The organism is Streptomyces sp. JK94 (assembly GCF_053613315.1).
Window position 1 is genome coordinate 208,456 of sequence record NZ_JBSICH010000007.1, and the last position, 22,911, is coordinate 231,366.

At 69.2% G+C, this 22,911-nt stretch carries 19 protein-coding genes; 10 read left to right on the forward strand and 9 right to left on the reverse strand.

The features are described from left to right. Window positions 1-198: 198 nt before the first annotated feature. The 7 genes from ACVV2G_RS07560 (at window position 199) to trxA (ending at window position 10,121) form a co-directional block, all read left to right on the forward strand. Window positions 199-2,631 (forward strand): DUF6049 family protein, encoded by a 2,433-nt coding sequence (locus ACVV2G_RS07560; RefSeq protein WP_453841810.1) that lies wholly within the window; start codon window positions 199-201, stop codon window positions 2,629-2,631. A 44-nt stretch (window positions 2,632-2,675) separates the two neighbouring features. Next, on the forward strand, window positions 2,676-5,078 hold the full coding sequence (gene murJ, locus ACVV2G_RS07565) for a murein biosynthesis integral membrane protein MurJ (RefSeq protein WP_453841811.1): 2,403 nt from the start codon (window positions 2,676-2,678) through the stop codon (window positions 5,076-5,078). A 139-nt stretch (window positions 5,079-5,217) separates the two neighbouring features. After that, window positions 5,218-6,936, forward strand: a complete 1,719-nt coding sequence (locus ACVV2G_RS07570) for a protein kinase family protein (protein ID WP_453841812.1) — start codon at window positions 5,218-5,220, stop codon at window positions 6,934-6,936. A gap of 30 nt (window positions 6,937-6,966) precedes the next feature. Next, entirely contained in the window at window positions 6,967-7,692 is a 726-nt protein-coding gene (gene sigM / locus ACVV2G_RS07575) for an RNA polymerase sigma factor SigM (RefSeq protein WP_453841813.1), read from the forward strand. Between the two features lie 17 nt (window positions 7,693-7,709). Next, a complete protein-coding gene (locus tag ACVV2G_RS07580; RefSeq protein WP_453842046.1) occupies window positions 7,710-8,600 on the forward strand; it encodes an anti-sigma factor family protein in 891 nt (296 codons plus the stop codon). Window positions 8,601-8,774: 174 nt separating this feature from the next. Continuing rightward, the gene (gene trxB, locus ACVV2G_RS07585; protein WP_453841814.1) at window positions 8,775-9,743 is read left to right on the forward strand and encodes a thioredoxin-disulfide reductase; all 969 of its coding nucleotides are present in this window, start codon (window positions 8,775-8,777) and stop codon (window positions 9,741-9,743) included. Window positions 9,744-9,788: 45 nt separating this feature from the next. Further along, window positions 9,789-10,121, forward strand: coding sequence for a thioredoxin (gene trxA, locus ACVV2G_RS07590; protein WP_453841815.1), 333 nt, complete (start codon window positions 9,789-9,791; stop codon window positions 10,119-10,121). 79 nt (window positions 10,122-10,200) lie between these two features. Here trxA and ACVV2G_RS07595 read toward each other — a convergent pair whose 3' ends face one another. From ACVV2G_RS07595 to rpmH, 9 genes are all read right to left on the reverse strand, one after another. Beyond that, entirely contained in the window at window positions 10,201-10,818 is a 618-nt protein-coding gene (locus tag ACVV2G_RS07595) for a GNAT family N-acetyltransferase (protein ID WP_453841816.1), read from the reverse strand. Window positions 10,819-11,146: 328 nt separating this feature from the next. Next, window positions 11,147-12,247 (reverse strand): ParB/RepB/Spo0J family partition protein, encoded by a 1,101-nt coding sequence (locus ACVV2G_RS07600; protein WP_453841817.1) that lies wholly within the window; start codon window positions 12,245-12,247, stop codon window positions 11,147-11,149. After that, window positions 12,244-13,317: a ParA family protein gene (locus ACVV2G_RS07605; RefSeq protein WP_453842047.1), complete on the reverse strand. Its 1,074-nt coding sequence runs from the start codon at window positions 13,315-13,317 to the stop codon at window positions 12,244-12,246. Before ACVV2G_RS07605 ends, ACVV2G_RS07600 begins: the two co-directional genes overlap by 4 nt. 303 nt (window positions 13,318-13,620) lie before the next feature. Then, complete coding sequence (rsmG, locus tag ACVV2G_RS07610) at window positions 13,621-14,340, reverse strand: 16S rRNA (guanine(527)-N(7))-methyltransferase RsmG (RefSeq protein ID WP_453841818.1); 720 nt, start codon at window positions 14,338-14,340, stop codon at window positions 13,621-13,623. A gap of 126 nt (window positions 14,341-14,466) precedes the next feature. Next, a complete protein-coding gene (locus ACVV2G_RS07615; protein ID WP_453841819.1) occupies window positions 14,467-14,979 on the reverse strand; it encodes a Jag family protein in 513 nt (170 codons plus the stop codon). A gap of 15 nt (window positions 14,980-14,994) precedes the next feature. Next, window positions 14,995-16,275, reverse strand: a complete 1,281-nt coding sequence (gene yidC, locus ACVV2G_RS07620) for a membrane protein insertase YidC (protein WP_453841820.1) — start codon at window positions 16,273-16,275, stop codon at window positions 14,995-14,997. Window positions 16,276-16,278: 3 nt separating this feature from the next. Then, window positions 16,279-16,653 (reverse strand): membrane protein insertion efficiency factor YidD, encoded by a 375-nt coding sequence (gene yidD / locus ACVV2G_RS07625; RefSeq protein ID WP_453841821.1) that lies wholly within the window; start codon window positions 16,651-16,653, stop codon window positions 16,279-16,281. Continuing rightward, window positions 16,650-17,021 carry a ribonuclease P protein component gene (gene rnpA / locus ACVV2G_RS07630; RefSeq protein ID WP_453841822.1) on the reverse strand — a complete coding sequence of 124 codons (372 nt, stop codon included), beginning with the start codon at window positions 17,019-17,021 and terminating at the stop codon, window positions 16,650-16,652. Before rnpA ends, yidD begins: the two co-directional genes overlap by 4 nt. A 21-nt stretch (window positions 17,022-17,042) precedes the next feature. Further along, window positions 17,043-17,180, reverse strand: a complete 138-nt coding sequence (rpmH, locus tag ACVV2G_RS07635; RefSeq protein ID WP_003975051.1) for a 50S ribosomal protein L34 — start codon at window positions 17,178-17,180, stop codon at window positions 17,043-17,045. Between the two features lie 376 nt (window positions 17,181-17,556). Between rpmH and dnaA the strand changes: the two genes are divergently transcribed. The 3 genes from dnaA (at window position 17,557) to gnd (ending at window position 22,901) form a co-directional block, all read left to right on the forward strand. Then, on the forward strand, window positions 17,557-19,509 hold the full coding sequence (gene dnaA, locus ACVV2G_RS07640) for a chromosomal replication initiator protein DnaA (protein WP_453841823.1): 1,953 nt from the start codon (window positions 17,557-17,559) through the stop codon (window positions 19,507-19,509). Window positions 19,510-20,668: 1,159 nt separating this feature from the next. Next, window positions 20,669-21,799, forward strand: a complete 1,131-nt coding sequence (gene dnaN, locus ACVV2G_RS07645) for a DNA polymerase III subunit beta (RefSeq protein ID WP_453842048.1) — start codon at window positions 20,669-20,671, stop codon at window positions 21,797-21,799. A 226-nt stretch (window positions 21,800-22,025) separates the two neighbouring features. Beyond that, a complete protein-coding gene (gnd, locus tag ACVV2G_RS07650; protein ID WP_453841824.1) occupies window positions 22,026-22,901 on the forward strand; it encodes a phosphogluconate dehydrogenase (NAD(+)-dependent, decarboxylating) in 876 nt (291 codons plus the stop codon). Window positions 22,902-22,911: the final 10 nt, after the last annotated feature.

Genomic DNA, 22,911 nt, shown 5'->3' on the forward strand with positions numbered 1-22,911 from the left:
GGACACCGGCGCCCCCGTTGATCCCGCCCGAACACACCCGTCGCGCATCGCTCCCCTTATAGGCGCACATACGGGACAGCCTCGTCCGGTGGCGGATCTTGTGGCGTACACCGCGGCACTTCCCCTCACCGCGCATCGTTACCATGCGTGGACGCACATTCCGACGACCACTGACGACGACTAGGGACGGGCGAGCGCGTGGCCGAGGCGGCAGACTTCCAGGGGACCAGTCCCTCACCTGCCCGCCGGTGGCTACGGCGCACCACGGCACTGCTCGCCGGTGCGCCCCTGCTGACCGGCCTGGTGCACCTGCCGGCCGCGAGCCCGGCGCACGCCGACGGGCGGTCCTCCGCCAAGGCCGACGCGGAGACGGGTCCGGTGGACGTGGCGGTCGACTCGCTCACCCCCTCCGCACCCACGGCCGGGGACACGGTGACCGTGTCGGGCACCGTCACCAACCACGGCAAGCAGACGGTCACCGACGCCCACGTCGGCCTGCGCCTGGGAGCCGAGGTCAACACCCGCTCGGCCGTCGACGCGATCGCCAAGGACAGTGAGGACCTGCAGGGCGCCATCGCCCCGGAGATCGACGACAAGTACACCGCGAAGTTCTCCAAGCTCACCCCCGGCGTCGCCGAGCACTTCAACATCTCCGTGCCGGTCGACGACCTCGACCTCGGCGACGACGGCGTCTACGAGTTCGCCGTCTCGCTCTCGGGGGAGACCTCCGCACAGCCGTGGGAGCAGATACTCGGCATCCAGCGGACCTTTCTGCCCTGGCAGCCCGACGAGGCCGGCACCAGGACGAAGACGACGGCTCTGTGGCCGCTCGTCTCGACCACGCACATGGCTGCCGAGACGGGCCCGAACGAGGAGCAGACACCGGTCTTCCTCAACGACGACCTGGCCAAGGAGATCTCCCCCGGAGGCCGCCTGAACCAGATGGTGGCGCTGGGCAAGGACCTCGACATCACCTGGGTGGTCGACCCCGACCTGCTGGCCTCGGTCGATGCCATGACGGGCAGCTACCGCGTCCGGGACGGTGACAGGACGGTCGCCGGCACTCACCAGGCGGTCGCCAAGCAGTGGCTCGCGGAGCTGCGGGAGGCAGTGGCCGACGAGGAGGTCGTCGCTCTTCCCTTCGCCGACCCGGACCTGGCGTCCCTGGCCCACAACGGCACGGACGTCACCGGCTCCCTGAGTCAGCTGAAGGAGGCCACGGACGTCGTCTCCAACACGGTCCCGCCGATCCTCGGGGTGAAGCCGAGCACCGACTTCGCCTGGCCCGTGGAAGGGGCCGTCGACCGGTCGATCATCAAGGTCGCCACTTCCGCGGGCGCCGACAAGGTGATCACCCGCAGCGACAGCCTCCGGGAGACCAACGACCTGCCGTACACGCCTTCCGCGGCCCGCCCCATCGGCGGTGGCACGACGGCGGTCGTCGCGGACGCCCGGTTGTCCAAGGCGTTCGAGGGCGACCTGACGAAGGCCTCCGCCTCCACGCTCTCGGTGCAGCACTTCCTCGCCCAGAGCCTGGCGCTGGGCCTCCAGACCGGCAAGCAGCGCACCGTCGTCTTCGCTCCGCAGCGCACGCCCTCCGGCAGCCAGGCGCGTGCGATGGCCGAGGCGCTGCGGGCACTGCAGGACGGCACCTGGTCCGAGTCCCAGAAGCTGGCCGCGACCGCCGCGGCCAAGCCGGACCCGGACGCCACCACGACGGTGCCGGGAACCTCCTCCTACCCCTCGGCGCTGCGCGAGAAGGAGCTGCCCAGGTCGGCGTTTGTGGAGACGGCGCAGACGCAGGACGCGCTCGACAACTTCAAGGTCGTCCTGTCCGACCCGTCCCGGGTGGTGACCCCCTTCGGGCGTGCCCTGAACCGCGAGATGTCCGCGTCGTGGCGAGGCCGTGCCGCCGAGGCCGGCTCGTTCCGCGCCGGCGTGAAGTCGTACCTGGACGGGCTGACCGGCCGGGTGCGACTGATCGACAAGTCGGAGACGAAGCTCTCCGGCCGCAGTGCCACGATCCCCGTGACGGTGCAGAACAACCTGGTGCAGGACGTCGGGCCCCTGGTCCTGCGGCTCACCTCGATGAATCCGACCCGCCTGGAGATCGGCGGCGCCGACTACGAGGAGCAGCCGATCTCGGTCTCCGGCGGCCACAGCCAGTCGGTGAAGTTCACCACATCGGCCAACGCCAACGGCCGGGCGACGGTGATCGCCCAGCTGTACACGATGGACGGGCGGAAGTACGGCGCCCCCGTCGCCTTCGACGTGAAGGTCACCGAGATCACGGCTACCGTGATGCTCGTCATCGGCGGCGGTGTCCTGCTGCTCGTCCTCGCCGGCTTCCGGATGTACACGCAGCGCAAGCGCGCCGCGGCCCGTGAGGACGAGAAGAGCGTCCCGGACGGCACGGAGGAGTCGGAGGAGCCGGACGAGTCGGAGGGCTCCGAGGTCTCCGAGAGCTCCGGGGAGGGCGCGGAGAACCCGGAGGGCTCCGACGGACGTCTCACGGAGGGGTCCGAGGCACACCGCCGGACAGACGCCCCGGAGCAGCCGAGTGACCCGACGCCGGACACCGCAGCGGAAAGCGCCGACCCGTCCGGCACGGGTGAGAGAGTGGACCGTTGAGGATGTCGTGGCCGGTCGGCCCGGGACGATGAGGTGGGGTAACCATGAACGCGCCGTACGACGGTGACCGCGGTCAGGCCGTGGACGGCTCGGGTCACGGGGGCCCGCCTCCCGACCCCGGCCAGACGCCGCCGCAGCCGCCCGCGGACATGTACCTCCAGGACGCCTACGACCAGGATCCGTACCGGGCGCAGGACCTCTCCGCCCAGGACCCGGTCTCCGAGGCGCTCTACGACCGTGCCGCGCACCCGCCACCGCCGCCGGGCACGTACCCTCCGCAGCAGCCGCTGTACTCCCAGCCCTCCCCGTCGCCCCACGCGCCCGACCCGCGGGTCTGGGCGCAGACGCCGGCTCCCGAGCCGGCGGGCCCGACGCAGTACCTCCCCTACGGCGACGATCCACGGACCACCCAGTTCGTCGGCGTCGACGACCTGGTCACCCAGGCCGGTGAGCAGCGCCACGAGCCGGACGCCTTCGTCCACCTCTTCCGCGATCAGCAGCAAGGTGGCGGCCACCCCTCGTACGACGACCACGCATCCGTACCCGCTCCCGCCCCGGCACCGGGGCAGCACGGCGGGGCGCCGGCGCCCGGGCAGTACGGCGGAATGCCGGGACCGGGCCGGCCCGGCGGGCACCAGGGACCCGATCCGTACGGGAACGCGGCGGCGCACGGCCAGTACGGCGGCCCGGCGCCGGCCCCCGGGCAGCACGCTGCGCCCGCTCCGGGCCAGTACGCCGTGGCTCCCACTCCGGAAGCGGCCGAGGCCCCCCTCCAGGAACCCGAGCCCGCCGCGCCGGCCACGGCGTCCAAGAAGGGCGGACGGGCGGGGGGCCTGCTGAAGTCGAGCGCCGTGATGGCCGCGGGCACGATGGTGTCGCGGCTCACCGGGTTCGTCCGTTCGGCGCTGATCGTCTCCGCGCTGGGCGTCGGTCTGCTCGGCGACACCTTCCAGGTCGCCTACCAGCTGCCGACCATGATCTACATCCTCACCGTCGGCGGCGGGCTCAACTCGGTCTTCGTACCTCAGCTCGTGCGGGCCATGAAGGAGGACGAGGACGGTGGCGAGGCCTTCGCCAACCGCCTGCTGACCCTCGTCATGGTGGCGCTCGGCGCGCTCACCGTGATCACGGTCTTCACCGCACCACTGCTGATCCGGCTGCTGTCCAACCCCGTCGCCAGTGACCCGGCCGCCAACGAGGTCGGCATCACCTTCGTCCGCTACTTCCTGCCCTCGATCTTCTTCATGGGCCTCCACGTGGTGATGGGGCAGATCCTCAACGCCCGCGGCCGGTTCGGCGCGATGATGTGGACCCCGGTCCTGAACAACATCGTCATCATCGTGACCCTGGGCTTGTTCATCTGGGTCTACGGAACCGCGGAGACCTCGGGGATGAAGGTGACGAGCATTCCGCCGGAGGGCGAGCGGCTGCTCGGCATCGGGGTGCTGCTGGGCCTCATCGTGCAGGCCCTGGCCATGATCCCGTACCTGCGGGAGACGGGGTTCCGGATCCGGCCGCGCTTCGACTGGAAGGGCCACGGGCTCGGCAAGGCGGCCAAGCTCGCCAAGTGGACGGTCCTGTTCGTCCTCGCCAACCAGGCGGGCGCCATGATCGTCATCCAGCTCTCCACGGCAGCGGGCAAGGCCTCGCCCGTCGACGGAACCGGCTTCGCCGCCTATGCCAACGCGCAGCTGATCTGGGGGCTGCCGCAGGCCATCATCACCGTCTCCCTGATGGCCGCCCTGCTGCCCCGTATCTCCCGTTCGGCGTCCGAGAACGACGGCGGGGCGGTCCGGGACGACATTTCCCAGGGGCTGCGCACCACAGCCGTCGCCATCGTTCCCGTCTCCTTCGGGTTCGTCGCGCTCGGCATCCCGATGTGCACGCTCATGTTCGGCTCCTCGGGTACCAGTGAGGCCACCAACATGGGCTACATGCTGATGGCCTTCGGTCTCGGTCTCATCCCCTACTCGGTGCAGTACGTTGTCCTGCGCGCCTTCTACGCCTACGAGGACACCCGGACGCCCTTCTACAACACCGTCATCGTGGCCGTGGTCAACGCCCTGGCCTCGGGACTGTGTTACTTTCTGCTGCCCTCGCGCTGGGCCGTCGTGGGCATGGCGGCCTCCTACGGCCTCGCCTACGTGATCGGGGTGGGGATCGCCTGGCGCAGGCTGCGCAATCGGCTCGGCGGGGACCTGGACGGCGCACGGGTGCTGCGGACGTACGCCCGGCTGTGCATCGCGTCCGTTCCGGCCGCCCTGCTCAGCGGTGCGGCCTGCTACGCGATCAGCAAGGCGCTCGGCCAGGGCGCCGTGGGGTCGTTCGCCGCGCTGCTGGCCGGCGGGCTGCTCCTCTTCGCCGTCTTCTTCGTCGCCGCCCGTCGCATGCGCATCGAGGAAGTGAACTCACTGGTCGGCATGGTGCGCGGGCGCCTGGGACGCTGAGGCCTGGGGTAGGCGCACAACCATCGTCCGCCCCCGTGTGTCGTGCATAGCGGCGGACTGTGGGCACAATTGGGTTCGGCGTCGGACTGCGCGCATCGGAGTCGGTCGGCGCGCATCGAATGGGGAGGCAGGAACGGCGGTGGCGGAACGGAGCACAGCTGCCGTCGACGTGGCAGACAACAGTGGTGACGAGCCGCTGACCGCACAGGCGGACCAGTCCACGGCCGACGAGGTGGCCAACAACCGGGAGCGGGACACGGACAGCGACGAGGCACAAGGGAGCCCCACGAGCGAGGACGCCGGCAAGACCTCGCCTCCCGAACTGCACAGCGGGCACAAGCTCGCCAGACGCTACCGCCTCGAGGAATGCGTCACCCGTCTGGACGGCTTCAGCAGTTGGCGGGCCGTCGACGAGAAGCTGCGTCGCGCCGTCGGCGTCCACATCCTTCCGTCGGACCACGCGCGCGCCCGCTCCGTGCTGGCCGCGGCGCGGTCCTCCGCCCTGCTCGGCGATCCCCGCTTCGTCCAGGTCCTCGACGCCGTCGAGGACAACGACCTGGTCTACGTCGTGCACGAGTGGCTCCCCGACGCCACCGAACTGACCGCGCTTCTCGCCTCCGGACCGCTGGAGGTGTACGACGCCTACCAGATGGTCAGTCAGGTCGCGTCCGCCATGGCGGCAGCACACCGGGAGGGTCTCGCCCACCTGCGTCTGAGCCCGACCGCGGTTCTGCGGACGTCGACGGGCCAGTGGCGGATCCGCGGCCTCGCCGTCAACGCCGCGCTGCGCGGCATCAGTTCCGACTCCCCCCAGCGCACCGACACCGAGGCCATCGGTGCCCTCCTGTACGCCACGCTCACCCAGCGCTGGCCCTACGAGAGCGACGCACACGGCCTGGCCGGCCTGCCCAAGGACATCGGACTGATCCCGCCGGACCAGGTGCGCGCGGGCGTCCACCGCGGGCTGTCCGAACTCGCCATGCGGGCCCTCGCCAACGACGGCGCGACCGCCTCCCGCCACGAGTCGCCGTGCACGACACCGGAGGAGCTGGTGAAGGCGATCGGGGAAATGCCCCGTATCCGCCCGCCGGAGCCGGCCTACACAGCCCCGCCCACCTACCCGCGCGCGGCCTACCAGCAGGGCGCCTACGGCCGTCCGGCGCCGCATCCCGGTGTCACCCAGTCGGTGCCGGCCCCACCACCGCCGCTCCAGAGCCCTACCGGCAAGGCGCTGAAGTGGGGCGTCTCCGCTCTGCTCATCGCCGCACTCGGTCTGGGCAGCTGGCAGCTCGCGGACGCGCTCATGGAGCGGGGCGGCAAGGCCGACGACCAGAACCAGACGCAGACGGTGGACGGCGACGACAAGAACGACCAGCAGCCCAGGCCGGTGAAGCCGATCGTCGTCCAAGGGGCCCAGGAGTATGTCGCCTCGGGTGAGGCCCAGGCTCCGGGAGACGTCGCCAACACCTACGACGACGACACCTCCACGTACTGGCGGACGAAGCGGTACAACGAGGGTCCGGTGCTCGCGCCGTACAAGCCCGGTGTCGGCATCGTCTACGACCTCGGCTCGCCGCAGGAACTCTCTGCGGCGTCGATAGACCTCCGGTACAGCGGTGATCACACGACCGCGCACCTCTATGCCACCGACTCCCTGTCTCCGTCGACGGGGATCGAGGGAATGCAGGAGATCGGGAGCACCACCACCAGTGGCACTTCGCTCACCATCAAGGCGTCGAAGCCGGTGAAGAGCCAGTACGTCCTCCTGTGGGTCACCGCCGTGCCGAACGCACCGTCCGACGGTTACAGCGGGTCCGGCTACAAGCAGGCCATCACCGACGTGACGTTCAAGGGCTGAGGGCCCGCCGGCCGAAGGGGGAGGGGTCCGATGGCAGACGGCACCGTCCACGGCGACGTCAGCGACCGGGACCTCCTCGCCCTCCATGTCGAAGGTGACCCCGAAGCCTTCGGCGAGCTCGTACGCCGTCACCGCGACCGGCTCTGGGCCGTGGCCCTGCGGACACTGGGAGACCGCGAAGAGGCCGCCGACGCCGTTCAGGACGCCCTCGTCTCCGCCTACCGGGCCGCCCACACCTTTCGCGGCCAAGCGGCCGTCACGACCTGGCTGCACCGGATCACGGTGAACGCCTGTCTGGACCGCGCCCGCAAGGCTGCCTCCCGGAAAACCGCTCCCGTCGACGACACCGAACGCCTGGAGCAGCTCCTGGAGCCGCATGAGTCGGCGTCGGCACCCGCCGAGCGCAACGACCTGCACCGCCAACTGCTGGCCGCTCTGGCCACCCTTCCCGCCGACCAGCGGGCGGCCCTCGTCCTCGTGGACATGCAGGGCTACCCCGTCGCCGAGGCCGCGCGCGTCCTGGACGTGCCGACCGGAACGATCAAGAGCCGGTGCGCTCGTGGCAGAGCGAGACTCCTGCCGCTGATCACCCACCTGCGCCCGGACGGCAGCGGCGAGGACAGAAAGCCTGGCGCGGAACGGAACCGGCCGCAGGAGACATCCGTCCCACCCGCAGCGGGACCCGACCGTGCGGGTCCCCCGGATGCGGACCCGAGCGATTCAGCCGCAGTGAAGGGCGGAGGTGGACGAGCGTGACGTCGTCGACGACAGACATGGCCGGGCATCCGGACGTCACCGAGATCTCCGACCTCGCCGAAGGCCTCCTTCCGCCCTCGCGGACCACGGAAGTACGAGGGCACCTGGAGACCTGCGAGCCCTGCGCGGACGTCTACGCGTCACTGGAGGAGATCCAAGGACTGCTCGGAACGCTCCCGGGGCCGACGCGGATGCCCGCCGACGTGGCCGGCCGTATCGATGCCGCCCTCGCGGCGGAGGCGCTGCTGAGCGCATCCGCGCCCGAGCCCCCGGAGCAGATGGCCACCGCTATGTCGCCCGACGGCGGGGACGACGTCAGCGACGGCCCACGACACGTTTCACGTGAAACACCGGCGTCCGGCAGCCGACCCGCCGGTCACGCTCGCGCCTCCTCCGTCGGCCCGGGCCGCAAGGACCGTCGGCGAGGCGGACGGCGCCGGATCGCCGTCCTCAGCGCGGTGGCCGCCGCTGCCGTCCTCGGGCTCGGTTCCGTGATCGTCTCCTCAGTAACCGGGGAGAGCCCGTCCGACGGCACGGCACTCGCGGACACCTTCTCCGAGGGGAAGCTGAAAGCAGAGGTCACCGCCCTCGTCGACGAAGAGCAAGGCGCCCAGAACGGGCCGCGTTCGCCGCGCAGCTTCGGGATGGAGTCCGAGACCGGTGCGGAGAACCACGTGTTCAAGCAGCCGACGGTGCCCGAGTGCGTGCAGCAGGGCATCGGTCGTGACGACGCGGCGCTCGCCACGAAGGAGGGCGTCTACAAGGGCAAGGAAGCGCTGCTCGTGGTACTGCCCAATGCCTCCGACGACAGAGCGGTGACCGCCTACATCGTCGAGTCGAGCTGTGTGGATCAGCCCTCCCTCGGTGAGGGCGAGGTTCTTCTGAAGCACTCCTACGCGCGTTCCTGAGCACCGGGCGAGCACCGATCTCCGTTCCTCTTCCCGCACCGCCCGGACACTCGGCCCCGTGTGCCCGGGCACAGCGGGAATGCACGCCCCGTAGGATCCGTTGGGTGGGGTGAGAGTTCCGAGAGAAGCTCCACCCGGCCCTGAAGACGCAGTCCAGAGACGAGGAATGAAGCCGTGAGCGACGTCCGAAACGTGATCATCATCGGCTCCGGGCCCGCCGGCTACACGGCGGCGCTCTACACCGCGCGCGCGTCCCTGAAGCCGCTGGTGTTCGAGGGTGCCGTCACCGCGGGCGGAGCACTGATGAACACCACCGAGGTGGAGAACTTCCCTGGCTTCCAGGACGGCATCATGGGCCCCGAGCTCATGGACAACATGCGGGCCCAGGCGGAGCGCTTCGGCGCCGAGCTGATCCCGGACGATGTCGTCGCCGTCGACCTGACCGGTGAGATCAAGACCGTCACCGACACCGCCGGCACGGTCCACCAGGCCAAGGCCGTCATCGTCACCACCGGCTCCCAGCACCGCAAGCTGGGCCTGCCGAACGAGGACGCCCTGTCCGGGCGCGGCGTCTCCTGGTGCGCGACCTGTGACGGCTTCTTCTTCAAGGACCAGGACATCGCCGTCATCGGCGGCGGTGACACCGCGATGGAGGAGGCCACGTTCCTCTCCCGCTTCGCCAAGTCCGTGACGATCGTCCACCGCCGTGACACGCTGCGCGCCTCCAAGGCGATGCAGGAGCGCGCCTTCGCCGACCCCAAGATCAAGTTCGTCTGGGACAGCGAAGTGGCCGAGGTGCAGGGCAACCAGAAGCTGTCCGGCCTGAAGCTGCGCAACGTCAAGACCGGCGAGCTCTCGGACCTGGCGGTGACCGGCCTGTTCATCGCCATCGGCCACGACCCGCGTACCGAGCTCTTCAAGGGCCAGCTGGACCTGGACCCGGAGGGCTACCTGAAGGTCGAAGCTCCGTCGACCCGTACCAACCTCACCGGTGTCTTCGGCGCCGGTGACGTGGTCGACCACACCTACCGCCAGGCGATCACCGCCGCCGGCACCGGCTGCTCCGCCGCACTCGACGCCGAGCGCTTCCTCGCCGCGCTCAGCGACGAGGACAAGGCCGAGCCCGAGAAGACCGCCGTCTGACCCCGTTCCTCCCCACGCACGCACCAACCAGTTAAGGAGCCCGCCGTGGCCGGCACCCTGAAGCAAGTGACCGACGACTCCTTCGAGCAGGACGTCCTCAAGAGCGACAAGCCCGTCCTGGTGGACTTCTGGGCCGCCTGGTGCGGCCCGTGCCGCCAGATCGCGCCGTCCCTCGAGGCGATCGCCGCCGAGTACGGCGACAAGATCGAGATCGTCAAGCTGAACATCGACGAGAACCCGGGTACGGCTGCCAAGTACGGCGTCATGTCCATCCCGACGCTGAACGTCTACCAGGACGGCGAGGTCGCCAAGACCATCGTCGGTGCCAAGCCGAAGGCCGCGATCGTCCGCGACCTCGAGGACTTCATCGCCGACTGACGTTTCACGTGAAACAGAAGGGGCCGACCCGGATGGGTCGGCCCCTTCTGTCACCGCGTTGCTCGACACCATGCCGCCGCTACAGGGGCCGCAACGCCGGCTCCTTCTGAACGGCTCCGAGCAGGCGGTCCAGGGCCATCTCCACATCTTCCTTCCAGGACAGTGTGGACCGGAGATCCAGCCTCAGCCGCGGGTGGCTCGGATGGTGCCGGACCGTCTTGAAGCCCACGGCCAGCAGATGGTCCGCCGGAAGGACACAGGCGGGCTCCTTCCAGCGAGCATCCCCGAACGCCTCGATCGCCTTGAAGCCCCGGCGCAACAGATCTTTGGCGACCGTCTGCACCATCACCCGGCCCAGCCCCTGCCCCTGATAGCCCGGCATTACGAGCGCGGTCATCAACTGCACCGCGTCAGGCGAGACGGGGCTGGTGGGAAATGCCGTCGAGCGCGGCACGTACGCCGGGGGCGCGTAGAGGACGAAGCCCACCGGCACCTCGTCGACGTAGACCACGCGGCCGCATGACCCCCAGTCCAGCAGGACGGCCGAGATCCAGGACTCCTTCTCCAGGGCCGCCGTACCCGTGTTTACTGCGGTTTCGCCGCTGACAGGGTCCAGCTCCCAGAAGACGCACGAGCGACAGCGTTGGGGAAGGTCCTGAAGATTGTCCAGCGTGAGCGGTACGAGCCGGCGCCCCATGAAGGCTGTTCCTCGCTTCCTTCGCCCGCGGCGATGCGGGCGGCCGTCAAAGCGGTCCGTTCCCTGAGCAGGCTGCCGAAGAACCCACCGACCGCGGCCAGCCCCAAGCCCACGCTCACCAGTCCGGTGCGGCTCAACATGCGCATGGCTCCTGCCTTCCTCTGCGAGGTACCGCCAGGTGATCGCGCCATCCCGCTCGCATCGTATCCACGATGCCGCGGCCCCGACACCGACGCAAAGCAAAGGGCGGAGCGTGTCCGGTACGCACCGCACACGCTCCGCCCCGTCGGCAGGTGGGGCACCGTCAAGGCGTCCACCTGCCCGAGTTTCAGGAGTCGCGCTCTTCCGCTTCGTCCTCCACCAGACTCTTCTGCAGCACGGGGCCCTCACCGGGAGCGAGGCTCCCAAGAATCCGCTCAAGGTCCTCCATGGAGGCGAACTCCACGGTGATCTTGCCCTTCTTCTGACCGAGATCGACCTTCACCCGCGTCTCGAAGCGGTCCGAGAGCCGTGTCGCCAGGTCGGACAGTGCCGGCGACACCAGGGAGCCGGCCCTCGGGCCCTTGGCTCGTTGCGGCTTCTGCGGCCGGGAGCCCATCAGGGTGACGATCTCTTCGACCGCCCGCACCGAGAGTCCCTCGGCGACGATCCGGTGCGCCAGCCGCTCCTGCTCCTCCGAGTCCTCGACGGACAGCAGCGCCCGGGCATGACCGGCGGAGAGCACTCCGGCAGCCACCCGGTTCTGGACCTTTGGGGACAGCCTCAGCAACCGCAGGGTGTTGGAGACCTGAGGACGCGAACGACCGATGCGGTCAGCCAACTGGTCATGCGTGCAGTTGAAGTCCTTGAGCAGCTGGTCGTAGGCCGCAGCTTCTTCCAGCGGGTTCAGCTGGGCCCGGTGCAGGTTCTCCAGCAACGCGTCCAGAAGAAGCTTCTCGTCCTCCGTGGCTCGCACGATCGCCGGAATGGCTTCCAGACCGGCCTCACGGCAGGCCCGCCACCGGCGCTCACCCATGATCAGCTCGTAGCGCCCCGGCCCCACCTGCCGGACGACGACCGGCTGGAGGAGACCGACTTCCTTGATGGAAGTGACCAGCTCGGCCAGGGCACCACTGTCGAAGACCACACGCGGCTGATGCGGGTTCGGCGTGATGTCGTCGAGCGGGATCTCGGCGAAGTGGGCCCCCGGGGGAGCCGCGGAGGCATCCGCGCCACCCCATACCGACGGCTCCTCTGTTTCACGTGGAACCGGCGGCAGCGTGGTCACCTTCGCCGCAGCCACACCACGGTCGGTCGGCAGCAGAGGCACCGCCCCGGGGGATGCGGAAGCCGCATTCCCCAGCGCCGCCGAAGCCACCGACTTTTCCGTCGGAGCATTGGGGATCAGTGCGCCCAGACCTCGGCCCAGCCCCCTCCGTCGCTCACTCACTGAGTCCCCTCCACCATGCTCGGGTCGTTCTGTGCACCGATGTGGGCGTGCGTCGCTTCATAGCTGACACCCACTCCCTTCAGCGCGATTTCGCGTGCCGCCTCCAGATAGGAGAGGGCACCGCTCGATCCTGGATCGTAGGTCAGTACCGTCTGCCCGTAGCTCGGAGCCTCGGAGATACGGACCGAGCGGGGGATGCTCGTGCGCAGCACCTCGTCGCCGAAGTGGCTGCGGACCTCGTCGGCGACCTGAGACGCGAGTCGCGTCCGGCCGTCGTACATGGTGAGCAGGATCGTCGACACATGCAGGGTGGGGTTGAGATGTCCCCGGACGAGGTCGACGTTGCGCAGCAGCTGCCCCAGTCCCTCCAGTGCGTAGTACTCGCACTGGATCGGAATGAGCACCTCTTGGCCTGCGACGAGTGCGTTGACCGTCAGCAGCCCCAGGGAAGGCGGGCAGTCGATGAGGATGTAGTCCAGCGGCTGCTCGTACGCCTGGATCGCCCGCTGAAGTCGGCTCTCCCGGGCCACCAGAGACACCAGCTCGATCTCCGCACCGGCGAGATCGATCGTGGCGGGTGCACAGAAGAGACCTTCGACGTCGGGGACCGGCTGGACCACCTCCGAGAGCGGCCTGCTGTCGACCAGCACGTCATAGATGGATGGGACGTCGGCGTGGTGGTCGATGCCCAGCGCGGTGGAAGCGTTGCCCTGCGGATCGAGATCGACGACCAGGACCCGGGCGCCGTGCAGGGCGAGCGACGCGGCCAGGTTGACGGTCGTCGTCGTCTTGCCCACTCCGCCCTTCTGGTTGGCGACCACCATGAGCCTGGTCTGCTCCGGACGGGGCAGACCCTCGCCGGCGCGCCCCATAGCCTCCACCGCCAGTTGGGCAGCACGACCGATCGGTGTGTCGTCCATCGGAGGCGGTGTTTCACGTGAAACATCCGCCCCCATCGACTCGGTACGGGGACCGGGGACCGGATCGGTCATCGGTCCCGCGATATTGGCGTCGGACCGCAAGGATTCACTCTCCTCGACTTCAGGCTCGCAATGAACAGAGCCTCCCATGCCTTCGGGGTCATGAACCAGTGAGGTCTGGTCTTCTGTGGAGAAATCCACCTCTGTGGACAACTCCTTGCCCTCTCCCAGCGACCCGAGAGGCCTTCGGTCGCGGGGGTCGGCCGCAGCGCGGCCGCGACTGATGATGCCGTGCAGCAGTGAGCGACGTTTCACGTGAAACACGATGCACAGCGTCCGATGCCGAACAGACGCGACACTCCGGCATGCAGGTGTTTGGCAGGCTGTGTGGAGTAGGGGCGGCCATCATCACGCAGGAACACTGCCGATTCGCACTGCGCCCCACCTCAAGGGCTATCCGCGCCTCCGCCTCGCCCGTCCCGTCCGGGCCGCCTTGGCACGCTTGGCGGCGAACCGCACACCACCGGGGCTCTCCCCGACCTCGACCCGCACCACGGTGGACATGGGTTCCACCACGCCTTCACCGACATGCAGGATGGACGTCCCCACCGCGCCCAACTTGCTCAGCGCGGTAGCCGCGGACTTCAGCTCCTCCTCAGCCGTATCGCCCTTGAGAGCGAGCATCTCGCCGTATGGACGCAGCAGCGGAATCCCCCACGTGGCCAGGCGGTCAAGCGGAGCAACGGCACGAGCCGTCACCACATGCACCGGCTGCATCGTGCCCATGACCTCCTCGGCCCGGCCCCGCACCACGGTGACATGGTCCAGGCCCAGCAGCTCCACCACCTCCATCAGGAAGTTCGTGCGTCGCAGCAGCGGCTCCAGAAGAGTGATCTTCAAATCGTCCCGCACCAGCGCCAGCGGGATCCCGGGGAGGCCGGCACCCGAGCCGACGTCACACACGGTGACGCCTTCGGGCACGACCTCCGAGAGCACCGCGCAGTTCAGCAGGTGCCGCTCCCACAGGCGGGGCACTTCACGCGGGCCGATCAGGCCGCGCTTCACCCCCGCCTCGGCGAGCAGCTCCGCGTAGCGAACGGCGTCCGCGTAGCGATCGCCGAACACGTCACGTGCTTTTTCGGGCACGGGGGGAAGCTCCGCTGCCTCCGTCACGGGGACCGTCCTTCCGTACGGCGCCGGCGCGCCAGACGCCGCTACCAGAACCATCAGAACTATCAGGCTGACAAAATTCGGCCCCGCCTGCGCGCAACAGACGGGGCCGGAGAACGTGGGGACCGATCAGGCGGGGAGTACGACGACGAAGCGCTCCGGCTCCTCGCCCTCGGACTCGCTGCGCAGCCCCGCGGCCTTGACCGCGTCGTGCACGACCTTGCGCTCGAACGGCGTCATCGGCTTCATCCGCACGGACTCGCCGCTGCTCCTCACCTCGGCCGCGGCCTCGGCGCCCAGCTCGGACAGCTCGGCGCGCTTCGTGGCCCGGTAGCTCGCGATGTCGAGCATCAGCCGGCTGCGATCACCCGTCTCCCGGTGCACGGCCAGGCGCGTGAGCTCCTGCAGAGCCTCCAGCACCTCGCCGTCACGGCCGACCAGCTTCTGCAGATCACGGCTGTTCGTGTCGCTGATGATCGAGACAGAGGCACGGTCGGCCTCGACGTCCATGTCGATGTCACCGTCGAGGTCGGCGATGTCGAGCAGACCCTCCAGGTAGTCCGCAGCGATCTCACCCTCCTGCTCGAGGCGGGTCAGGGTGTCTGCACCCTCGGCAGCGGCGGAGGTGGTGCCTTCCGTCACGGGATGGACTCCTTCTTACTTCTTCGACGGGGACTTGGGCCGCTGCGGGCCCTTGCGCTGTCCGGACTGAGCCTTGCTGCGGCCACCGCCGCCGGACTTCTGACCCGGCTTCTTGGCGGCAACGGCAGGCTTGGTGTCCTGCTTGTCGTCCTGCGGCTCGTCCGATTTGGTCAGCGAGGTCTTGGGCTCGGACTCGCCGACGGCCTTGGACTGGCGCTGGGACTTGCTCTGCCGCTTGGGCTGCTGACGCCGGGGCGCGGCGGTGGCCACGGCCGCGCCGTCCTCGCTCTGGGCAGCGACAGCCGTGTCGCTCTTCATCACGGTGCCGTCGGCCTGGGCCGCCAGGCCCGCCTTGTTCAGACCGTTGATGAACTTGCGCTCGAACTCGTTGCGGTCCCGGCCCTTGGTGACGATGGCCTTCACGATGGCCCGCTCACCACGACCACGCGTCTTGCCGTGTTGGGTGACGCTCTTGTGCAGGCGCTCCAGGTAGGCGGCCTGGGCCTTGGAACCCGGCGTCGGGTTGTTGCGGATGACGTACATCTGCTGGCCCATGGTCCACACGTTCGTGGTCAGCCAGTAGACGAGGACACCGACGGGGAAGTTGATGCCGAAGACGGCGAACATGACCGGGAAGACGTACATCAGCATCTTCTGCTGCTGCATGAACGGCGTCTTCACCGTGGTGTCGACGTTCTTGGTCATCAGCTGGCGCTGCGTGAAGAACTGCGACGCCGACATCAGCACGATCATGATCGCGGTGACGACACGGACGTCCGTCAGCGTGGAGCCCAGGGACTCCACCTTGGAGGCGCCGTCGGTGAACTTCGAGGCCAGCGGCGCGCCGAAGATGTGGGCCTTCTGGGCACTCTCCAGCAGGCGGTCGTTGATCACGCCGATGGTGTCGTTCGACGCGATGCTGTTGAGCACGTGGTACAGGGCGAAGAAGAACGGCGACTGCGCCAGGATGGGAAGGCACGAGGAGAGCGGGTTGGTACCCGTCTCCTTGTACAGCTTCATCATCTCTTCGGACTGGCGCTGCTTGTCGTTCTTGTAGCGCTCCTGGATCTTCTTCATCTCCGGCTGGAGCGTCTGCATCCCGCGCGTCGCCTTGATCTGCTTCACGAAGAGCGGGATCAGGCAGATACGGATGAGAATCACCAGGGACACGATGGACAGGCCCCAGGCCCATCCCGTGTCAGGGCCGAAGAGGGCGCCGTACACGCTGTGGAACTGGACGATGACCCAGGAGACAGGTGTCGTGATGAAGCTGAAGAGGCTGGCAATCGTGTCCACTAATCATGCTCCTTGGGCATGGGACTGGGTCTCTGCGGCCGGGCTCGAGGGACCGGGCGGACTCGCGTGAGAGGCCTGTCCTTCGATGGCCGGTTCGGCGGCGGAGGGCCCGCCCTTGCGTGCACGCCACGCGCCGCGCAGCAGTTCGTGCCACCGCGGGCGCTTGCGCTGCGGGACATGGTCCACACCGCCCGGCGACCACGGGTTGCACCGCAGGATGCGCCAGGCGGTGAGCGCCGTGCCCTTGACGGCACCGTGCCGGTCGATGGCCGTGTAGCCGTAGTGGGAGCACGACGGGTAGTACTTGCACACCGGCCCCAGCAGCGGACTGATCGTCCACTGGTACAGCTTGATCAGAGCCAGCAGCGGGTACTTCATCGCGCGCCCCCTCCCAGTAGCCGCTCCAGGGCGGCGTCCAGGTCTCGGGCCAGCTGTGCATGGTCGGCGTCACCCGCACCGGGTAGCGCTCGTACGACTACCAGGCTACCGGGGGGCAACAGGTCGATCCGGTCGCGCATCAGATGGCGAAGCCTGCGCTTCACCTTGTTGCGCACCACCGCTCCACCCACGGCTTTGCTCACGACGAAACCCGCACGTGTCGGGGGAGCGCTCTCCCCAGGCGCGTGCGGGTCCGTGGCACCGCTTCGAAGGTGGACGACGAGGGCCGGGCGACCGGCCCGGCGACCTCGTCGTACCGCGGTCGTGAAGTCCTCGCGCCGCCTCAGCCGGTTCTCGGTGGGCAGCACGATGTCATGACCTGACCGGGATCAGGCGGACAGACGGGCGCGACCCTTGCTGCGGCGGGTCGCGAGAATCGCGCGGCCGGCACGGGTGCGCATACGCAGCCGGAAGCCGTGGGTCTTGGCGCGACGACGGTTGTTCGGCTGGAAGGTGCGCTTGCTCACTCGGGGGCTCCAGAAAGAATCGGGGTTGGCGGGGTGCCGTCCTGGCTGTCACCGTGCGCCCACGAGTAGCTCGCGTTACGCCCGTGTGCACCGCTTTTGGATCACCTTGGACGTGACCTGTGCCCATCGGAGGCAGGCGGCAGCAGCCATCGACAACTCGACCTGGTTACGGTACGTGGGACTGCGCCATTCGGTCAAACCAACGATGACCGGGGGACACTTGTCCACAGGCTGGGGACAACAACTTGAACCCTACCGGCCGCGCTGACTACCGTGGCTGGACTCCGATTCGTTCCCTTATCCCTGCACCACCCGAGTTTCATCCCAACCCGTCCCCGGATCACACCTTCGAGGGACTCGTGAGAGAGCGTGCCCTGTGGCTGACGTACCTGCCGATCTTGCCGCAGTGTGGCCACGCGTACTGGAGCAACTCCTCGGAGAGGGCCGCGGGCAAGGGGTCGAGTCGAAGGACGAGCACTGGATCCGACGCTGCCAGCCCCTCGCGCTGGTCGCCGACACCGCCCTGCTCGCCGTACCGAACGAGTTCGCGAAGGGCGTACTGGAGGGCCGCCTCGCCCCGGTCGTCAGCGAGACACTGAGCCGCGAGTGCGGCCGCCCCATCCGTATCGCGATCACCGTCGACGACACCGTCGGCGAGCCCCAGGCCCCGGCCCCGCAGGCGCCGCACACCCGCCCGCAGCCCCGCTACGAGGAGCCCGAGCTCCCCGCTCCCGGCCAGGGCCAGGGGGGCCGCGACGAGTACGAGGGCTACGGCCGCCACCGCGCGGACCAGCTCCCCACCGCCCGCCCCGCCTACCCGCAGGAGTACCAGCGCCCCGAGCCCGGCTCCTGGCCCCGCCCGGCGCAGCCGGACGACTACGGCTGGCAGCAGCAGCGCCTCGGCTTCCCCGAACGGGACCCGTACGCGTCGCCGCCGCAGGAGTCGTACGGCCAGGAGCCGTACGCGCAGGACTACCGCCCGCAGGCGCAGGAGCGTCCGCCGTACGACTCGCAGCGCGGCGACTACGACCAGCCCCGCAAGGACTACGAGCGCGGCGACTACAAGCAGTCCCGCAAGGAGTACGAGCAGCAGCGCGGCGACTACGAGCCGCCCCGGAACGACTACGAGCAGCAGCGCGGCGACTACGACCAGCGCAGGCCCCGCCGGGACCTGCCGGAGCCGCCCTCGGCCCCCGGGCACGTCCACCGCGGCGGCCCCGTCGGACCGGGCCCCACCACCGGCGCCCCGGGCCCGCTGGCGGCGCAGCCCGCGCCGGCGACCGGGCCGGGCGAGCCGACCGCCCGGCTGAACCCGAAGTACCTCTTCGACACCTTCGTCATCGGCGCCTCCAACCGCTTCGCCCACGCGGCGGCCGTCGCCGTCGCCGAGGCGCCCGCCAAGGCGTACAACCCCCTCTTCATCTACGGGGAGTCCGGGCTCGGCAAGACCCACCTCCTGCACGCCATCGGGCACTACGCCCGCAGCCTCTACCCCGGCACGCGCGTGCGCTACGTCAGCTCCGAGGAGTTCACCAACGAGTTCATCAACTCCATCCGCGACGGCAAGGGCGACAGCTTCCGCAAGCGCTACCGCGAGATGGACATCCTGCTCGTCGACGACATCCAGTTCCTGGCGGACAAGGAGTCGACGCAGGAGGAGTTCTTCCACACCTTCAACACGCTCCACAACGCCAACAAGCAGATCGTGCTGTCCTCCGACCGGCCGCCCAGGCAGCTGGTGACGCTGGAGGACCGGTTGCGCAACCGCTTCGAGTGGGGCCTGACCACCGACGTCCAACCGCCCGAGCTGGAGACGCGCATCGCGATCCTGCGCAAGAAGGCGGTGCAGGAACAGCTCAACGCCCCGCCGGAGGTGCTGGAGTTCATCGCCTCCCGGATCTCGCGCAACATCCGCGAGCTGGAGGGCGCGCTGATCAGAGTGACGGCGTTCGCGTCGCTCAACCGGCAGCCGGTCGACCTGGGCCTGACGGAGATCGTCCTGAAGGACCTGATCCCGGGCGGCGAGGACTCGGCCCCCGAGATCACGTCCACGGCCATCATGGGCGCGACCGCCGACTACTTCGGCCTCACCGTCGAGGACCTGTGCGGCACCTCGCGCGGACGCGCGCTGGTGACCGCCCGGCAGATCGCCATGTACCTGTGCCGCGAGCTGACGGACCTCTCGCTGCCGAAGATCGGCGCGCTGTTCGGCGGCCGGGACCACACCACGGTGATGCACGCCGACCGCAAGATCCGCAACCTCATGGCCGAGCGGCGCTCCATCTACAACCAGGTGACCGAGCTGACCAACCGCATCAAGAACGGCTGACGGCCACCGGGCCGGCCGGCCACACGGCTTTCCCGCACGCACACCCGACAGTCCGGCCTGGCGCCCCCGAGGAGACCCTGGGGGCGCCTTTTCACGCCCCGCTTCCCCGGCCCTCTGCGGAGGGCCGCGCACCGGCCCGCTCCCGGCCCCAGACCGCCCGCTCCCGGCCCCAGACCGCCCGCTCCCGGCCCCAGACCGCCCGCTCCCGGCCCCAGACCGCCCGCTCCCGGCCCCAGACCGCCCGTTCCCGGCCTCCAACCGTCCTGTCCGCCCTCGATCCGCCGTCGATCCGCCTTCTCCCGGCCCGGAACCAGAGCCCTCCGACCCCCGCTCGCTCGCCCCCGCGCAACCCCCCGCCCCGCAACGCGCCCTCCCGGCTGTTCGAATACTCGCCGGGTTACGGCCGCCCTCCACAGATTCGGTGACTTTTTTCCGTCCACACCTTGGGGACTGAAAAGTTGTCCCGATGATGTCCACAGGCCAGGCTCACGAGACATCATCGGGCCAGGTCAGCTCCCTGTGGATTCGTGGACGAACGATCTCCACAGCCTGTGGACAAGGAAATGATCCACAGGCTGTGCATCGAGTTGTCCACGGGCGACCCACAGGCTGGGGCCGGTTGTCCCCAGCGATCCCCAGCTTCTCCACAAGCCTGTCCACTGTTCGGCAACGGGACGCGACTCCTCACCGTGTCGAGTGAAAGGCGTCACACCGAGGTGCCGGACCGGCCTGTGGGAAAGACGCGGAAACCTGGGGACGGGTCTGGGGAGAAGTCGCCGTTCCCTGTGCACGGAGTGTGCAGAACTTTCTGTTCTCCACAGACACGCCTGGTTGTCCACCGGCTCCGCCCACAGGACCAGTGGACAAAATTCCTGCTCTGACCTGGGCAAACGAGGTTATCCACGGTTTCCACAGGCCCTACTACTACTCCCGACTAGAGAGAGAGCGAGATCCGTTTCGAAGCGGGGCCTGTGCACAACTCGGCCTCTCGGGCCCGACCGCCCCTCGTCGCGACTTGACCCCGAACGGCACCTACTGTCAGTGGGGTGCGTCAGACTGGTCCCCGGTGTTCTGCCCCCCAGCGGGACCGATGACACCGACCCAGACGACGAAGGCCAGGCAGGGCGAGCAGCGCCGGCAACAGCAGGAGGCGGCAACAGTGAAGATCCGGGTGGAACGCGACGTACTCGCGGAGGCAGTGGCCTGGGCGGCCCGCAGCCTCCCGGCCCGTCCGCCGGCGCCGGTCCTCGCGGGCCTGCTGCTGAAGGCCGAGGAGGGGCAGCTGAGCCTGTCCAGCTTCGACTACGAGGTCTCCGCGCGGGTGTCGGTGGAGGCGGAGGTCGAGGAGGAGGGCACGGTCCTCGTCTCCGGCCGCCTGCTCGCCGACATCTCCCGCGCCCTCCCCAACCGGCCGGTGGAGATCTCCACAGACGGTGTACGGGCGACGGTGGTCTGCGGCTCCTCGCGCTTCACCCTCCACACCCTGCCGGTGGAGGAGTACCCGGCCCTGCCCCAGATGCCGGAGGCGACGGGCACCGTGCCCGGCGAGGTCTTCGCCTCGGCCGTGCAGCAGGTCGCCATCGCCGCCGGCCGCGACGACACGCTCCCCGTCCTCACCGGTGTGCGGATCGAGATCGAGGGAGACTCGGTCACGCTGGCCTCCACCGACCGCTACCGCTTCGCGGTCCGCGAGTTCCTGTGGAAGCCGGAGAACCCGGAGGTCTCCGCCGTCGCCCTGGTGCCCGCCAAGACGCTCCAGGACACCGCCAAGGCGCTGACCAGCGGCGACCAGGTCATCCTGGCGCTGTCCGGCTCGGGCGCGGGCGAGGGCCTGATCGGTTTCGAGGGCGCGGGCCGCCGGACGACGACGCGCCTGCTGGAGGGCGACCTCCCGAAGTACAAGACGCTGTTCCCGACCGAGTTCAACAGCGTCGCCGTGATCGAGACCGCCCCCTTCGTGGAGGCCGTCAAGCGCGTGGCCCTGGTCGCGGAGCGCAACACCCCGGTGCGGCTCAGCTTCGAGCAGGGCGTGCTGATCCTGGAGGCCGGCTCCAGTGACGACGCACAGGCTGTGGAAAGGGTCGACGCGCAGCTGGAGGGCGACGACATCTCGATCGCCTTCAATCCGACGTTCCTGCTGGACGGTCTGAGCGCGATCGACTCGCCGGTGGCCCAGCTGTCCTTCACGACCTCCACGAAGCCGGCGCTGCTCAGCGGCAAGCCCGCGGTGGACGCCGAGGCGGACGAGGCGTACAAGTACCTGATCATGCCGGTGCGGCTGAGCGGCTGAGCGGCTGAGCGGCTGAGCGCCCCGGTCCGGCAGGGGCTCGGCGTCGGTTGTCCACAGGGTGAGGACAAACGCGCAGGTAGGGGCGTACGTCTGAGCGCGTACGCCCACAACTGTGCACGGACGGTCCGGGTTTAGGCTCGGACGCGGGTACGTAAGTGCCGCGGCACGCATCCGGCGGGTCAGGACGTGCCGTCCCGCCACCTCGCACACCTAAGGAACGCAACTGATGGAGCTCGGTCTCGTCGGCCTCGGCAAGATGGGCGGCAACATGCGCGAGCGGATCCGCCGCGCGGGCCACACCGTCGTCGGATACGACCGCAACCCGGACCTCGCCGACGTCCACAGCCTGGAAGAGCTCGTGGGCAAGCTGGAGGCCCCCCGCGTGGTCTGGGTCATGGTCCCGGCCGGCGAGGCCACCCAAGCCACCGTCGACCGGCTCGGCGAGCTGCTGGAGCCCGGTGACGTCGTCGTGGACGGCGGCAACTCCCGCTGGACGGACGACGAGAAGCACGCGGAGGAGCTGGCCGCCAAGGGCGTGGGCTTCGTCGACTGCGGCGTCTCGGGCGGCGTGTGGGGCCTGGAGAACGGATACGCGCTGATGTACGGCGGCGCCGCGGAGAACGTCGCCAAGGTGCAGCCGGTCTTCGACGCCCTCAAGCCGGAGGGCGACTTCGGTGCCGTGCACGCCGGCAAGGTCGGCGCGGGCCACTTCGCGAAGATGGTCCACAACGGCATCGAGTACGCCATGATGCAGGCCTACGCCGAGGGCTGGGAGCTGCTGGAGAAGGTCGACTCCGTGGACAACGTCCGCGAGGTCTTCCGCTCCTGGCAGGAGGGCACGGTGATCCGTTCCTGGCTGCTGGACCTGGCCGTCAACGCGCTCGACGAGGACGAACACCTGGACGAGCTGCGCGGTTACGCACAGGACTCCGGCGAGGGACGCTGGACCGTGGAGGCCGCGATCGACAACGCGGTGCCGCTGCCGGCGATCACGGCGTCGCTGTTCGCGCGGTTCGCGTCCCGGCAGGACGACTCCCCGCAGATGAAGATGATCGCCGCGCTGCGCAATCAGTTCGGCGGCCACGCGGTCGAGAAGAAGTAAGCAACACCCG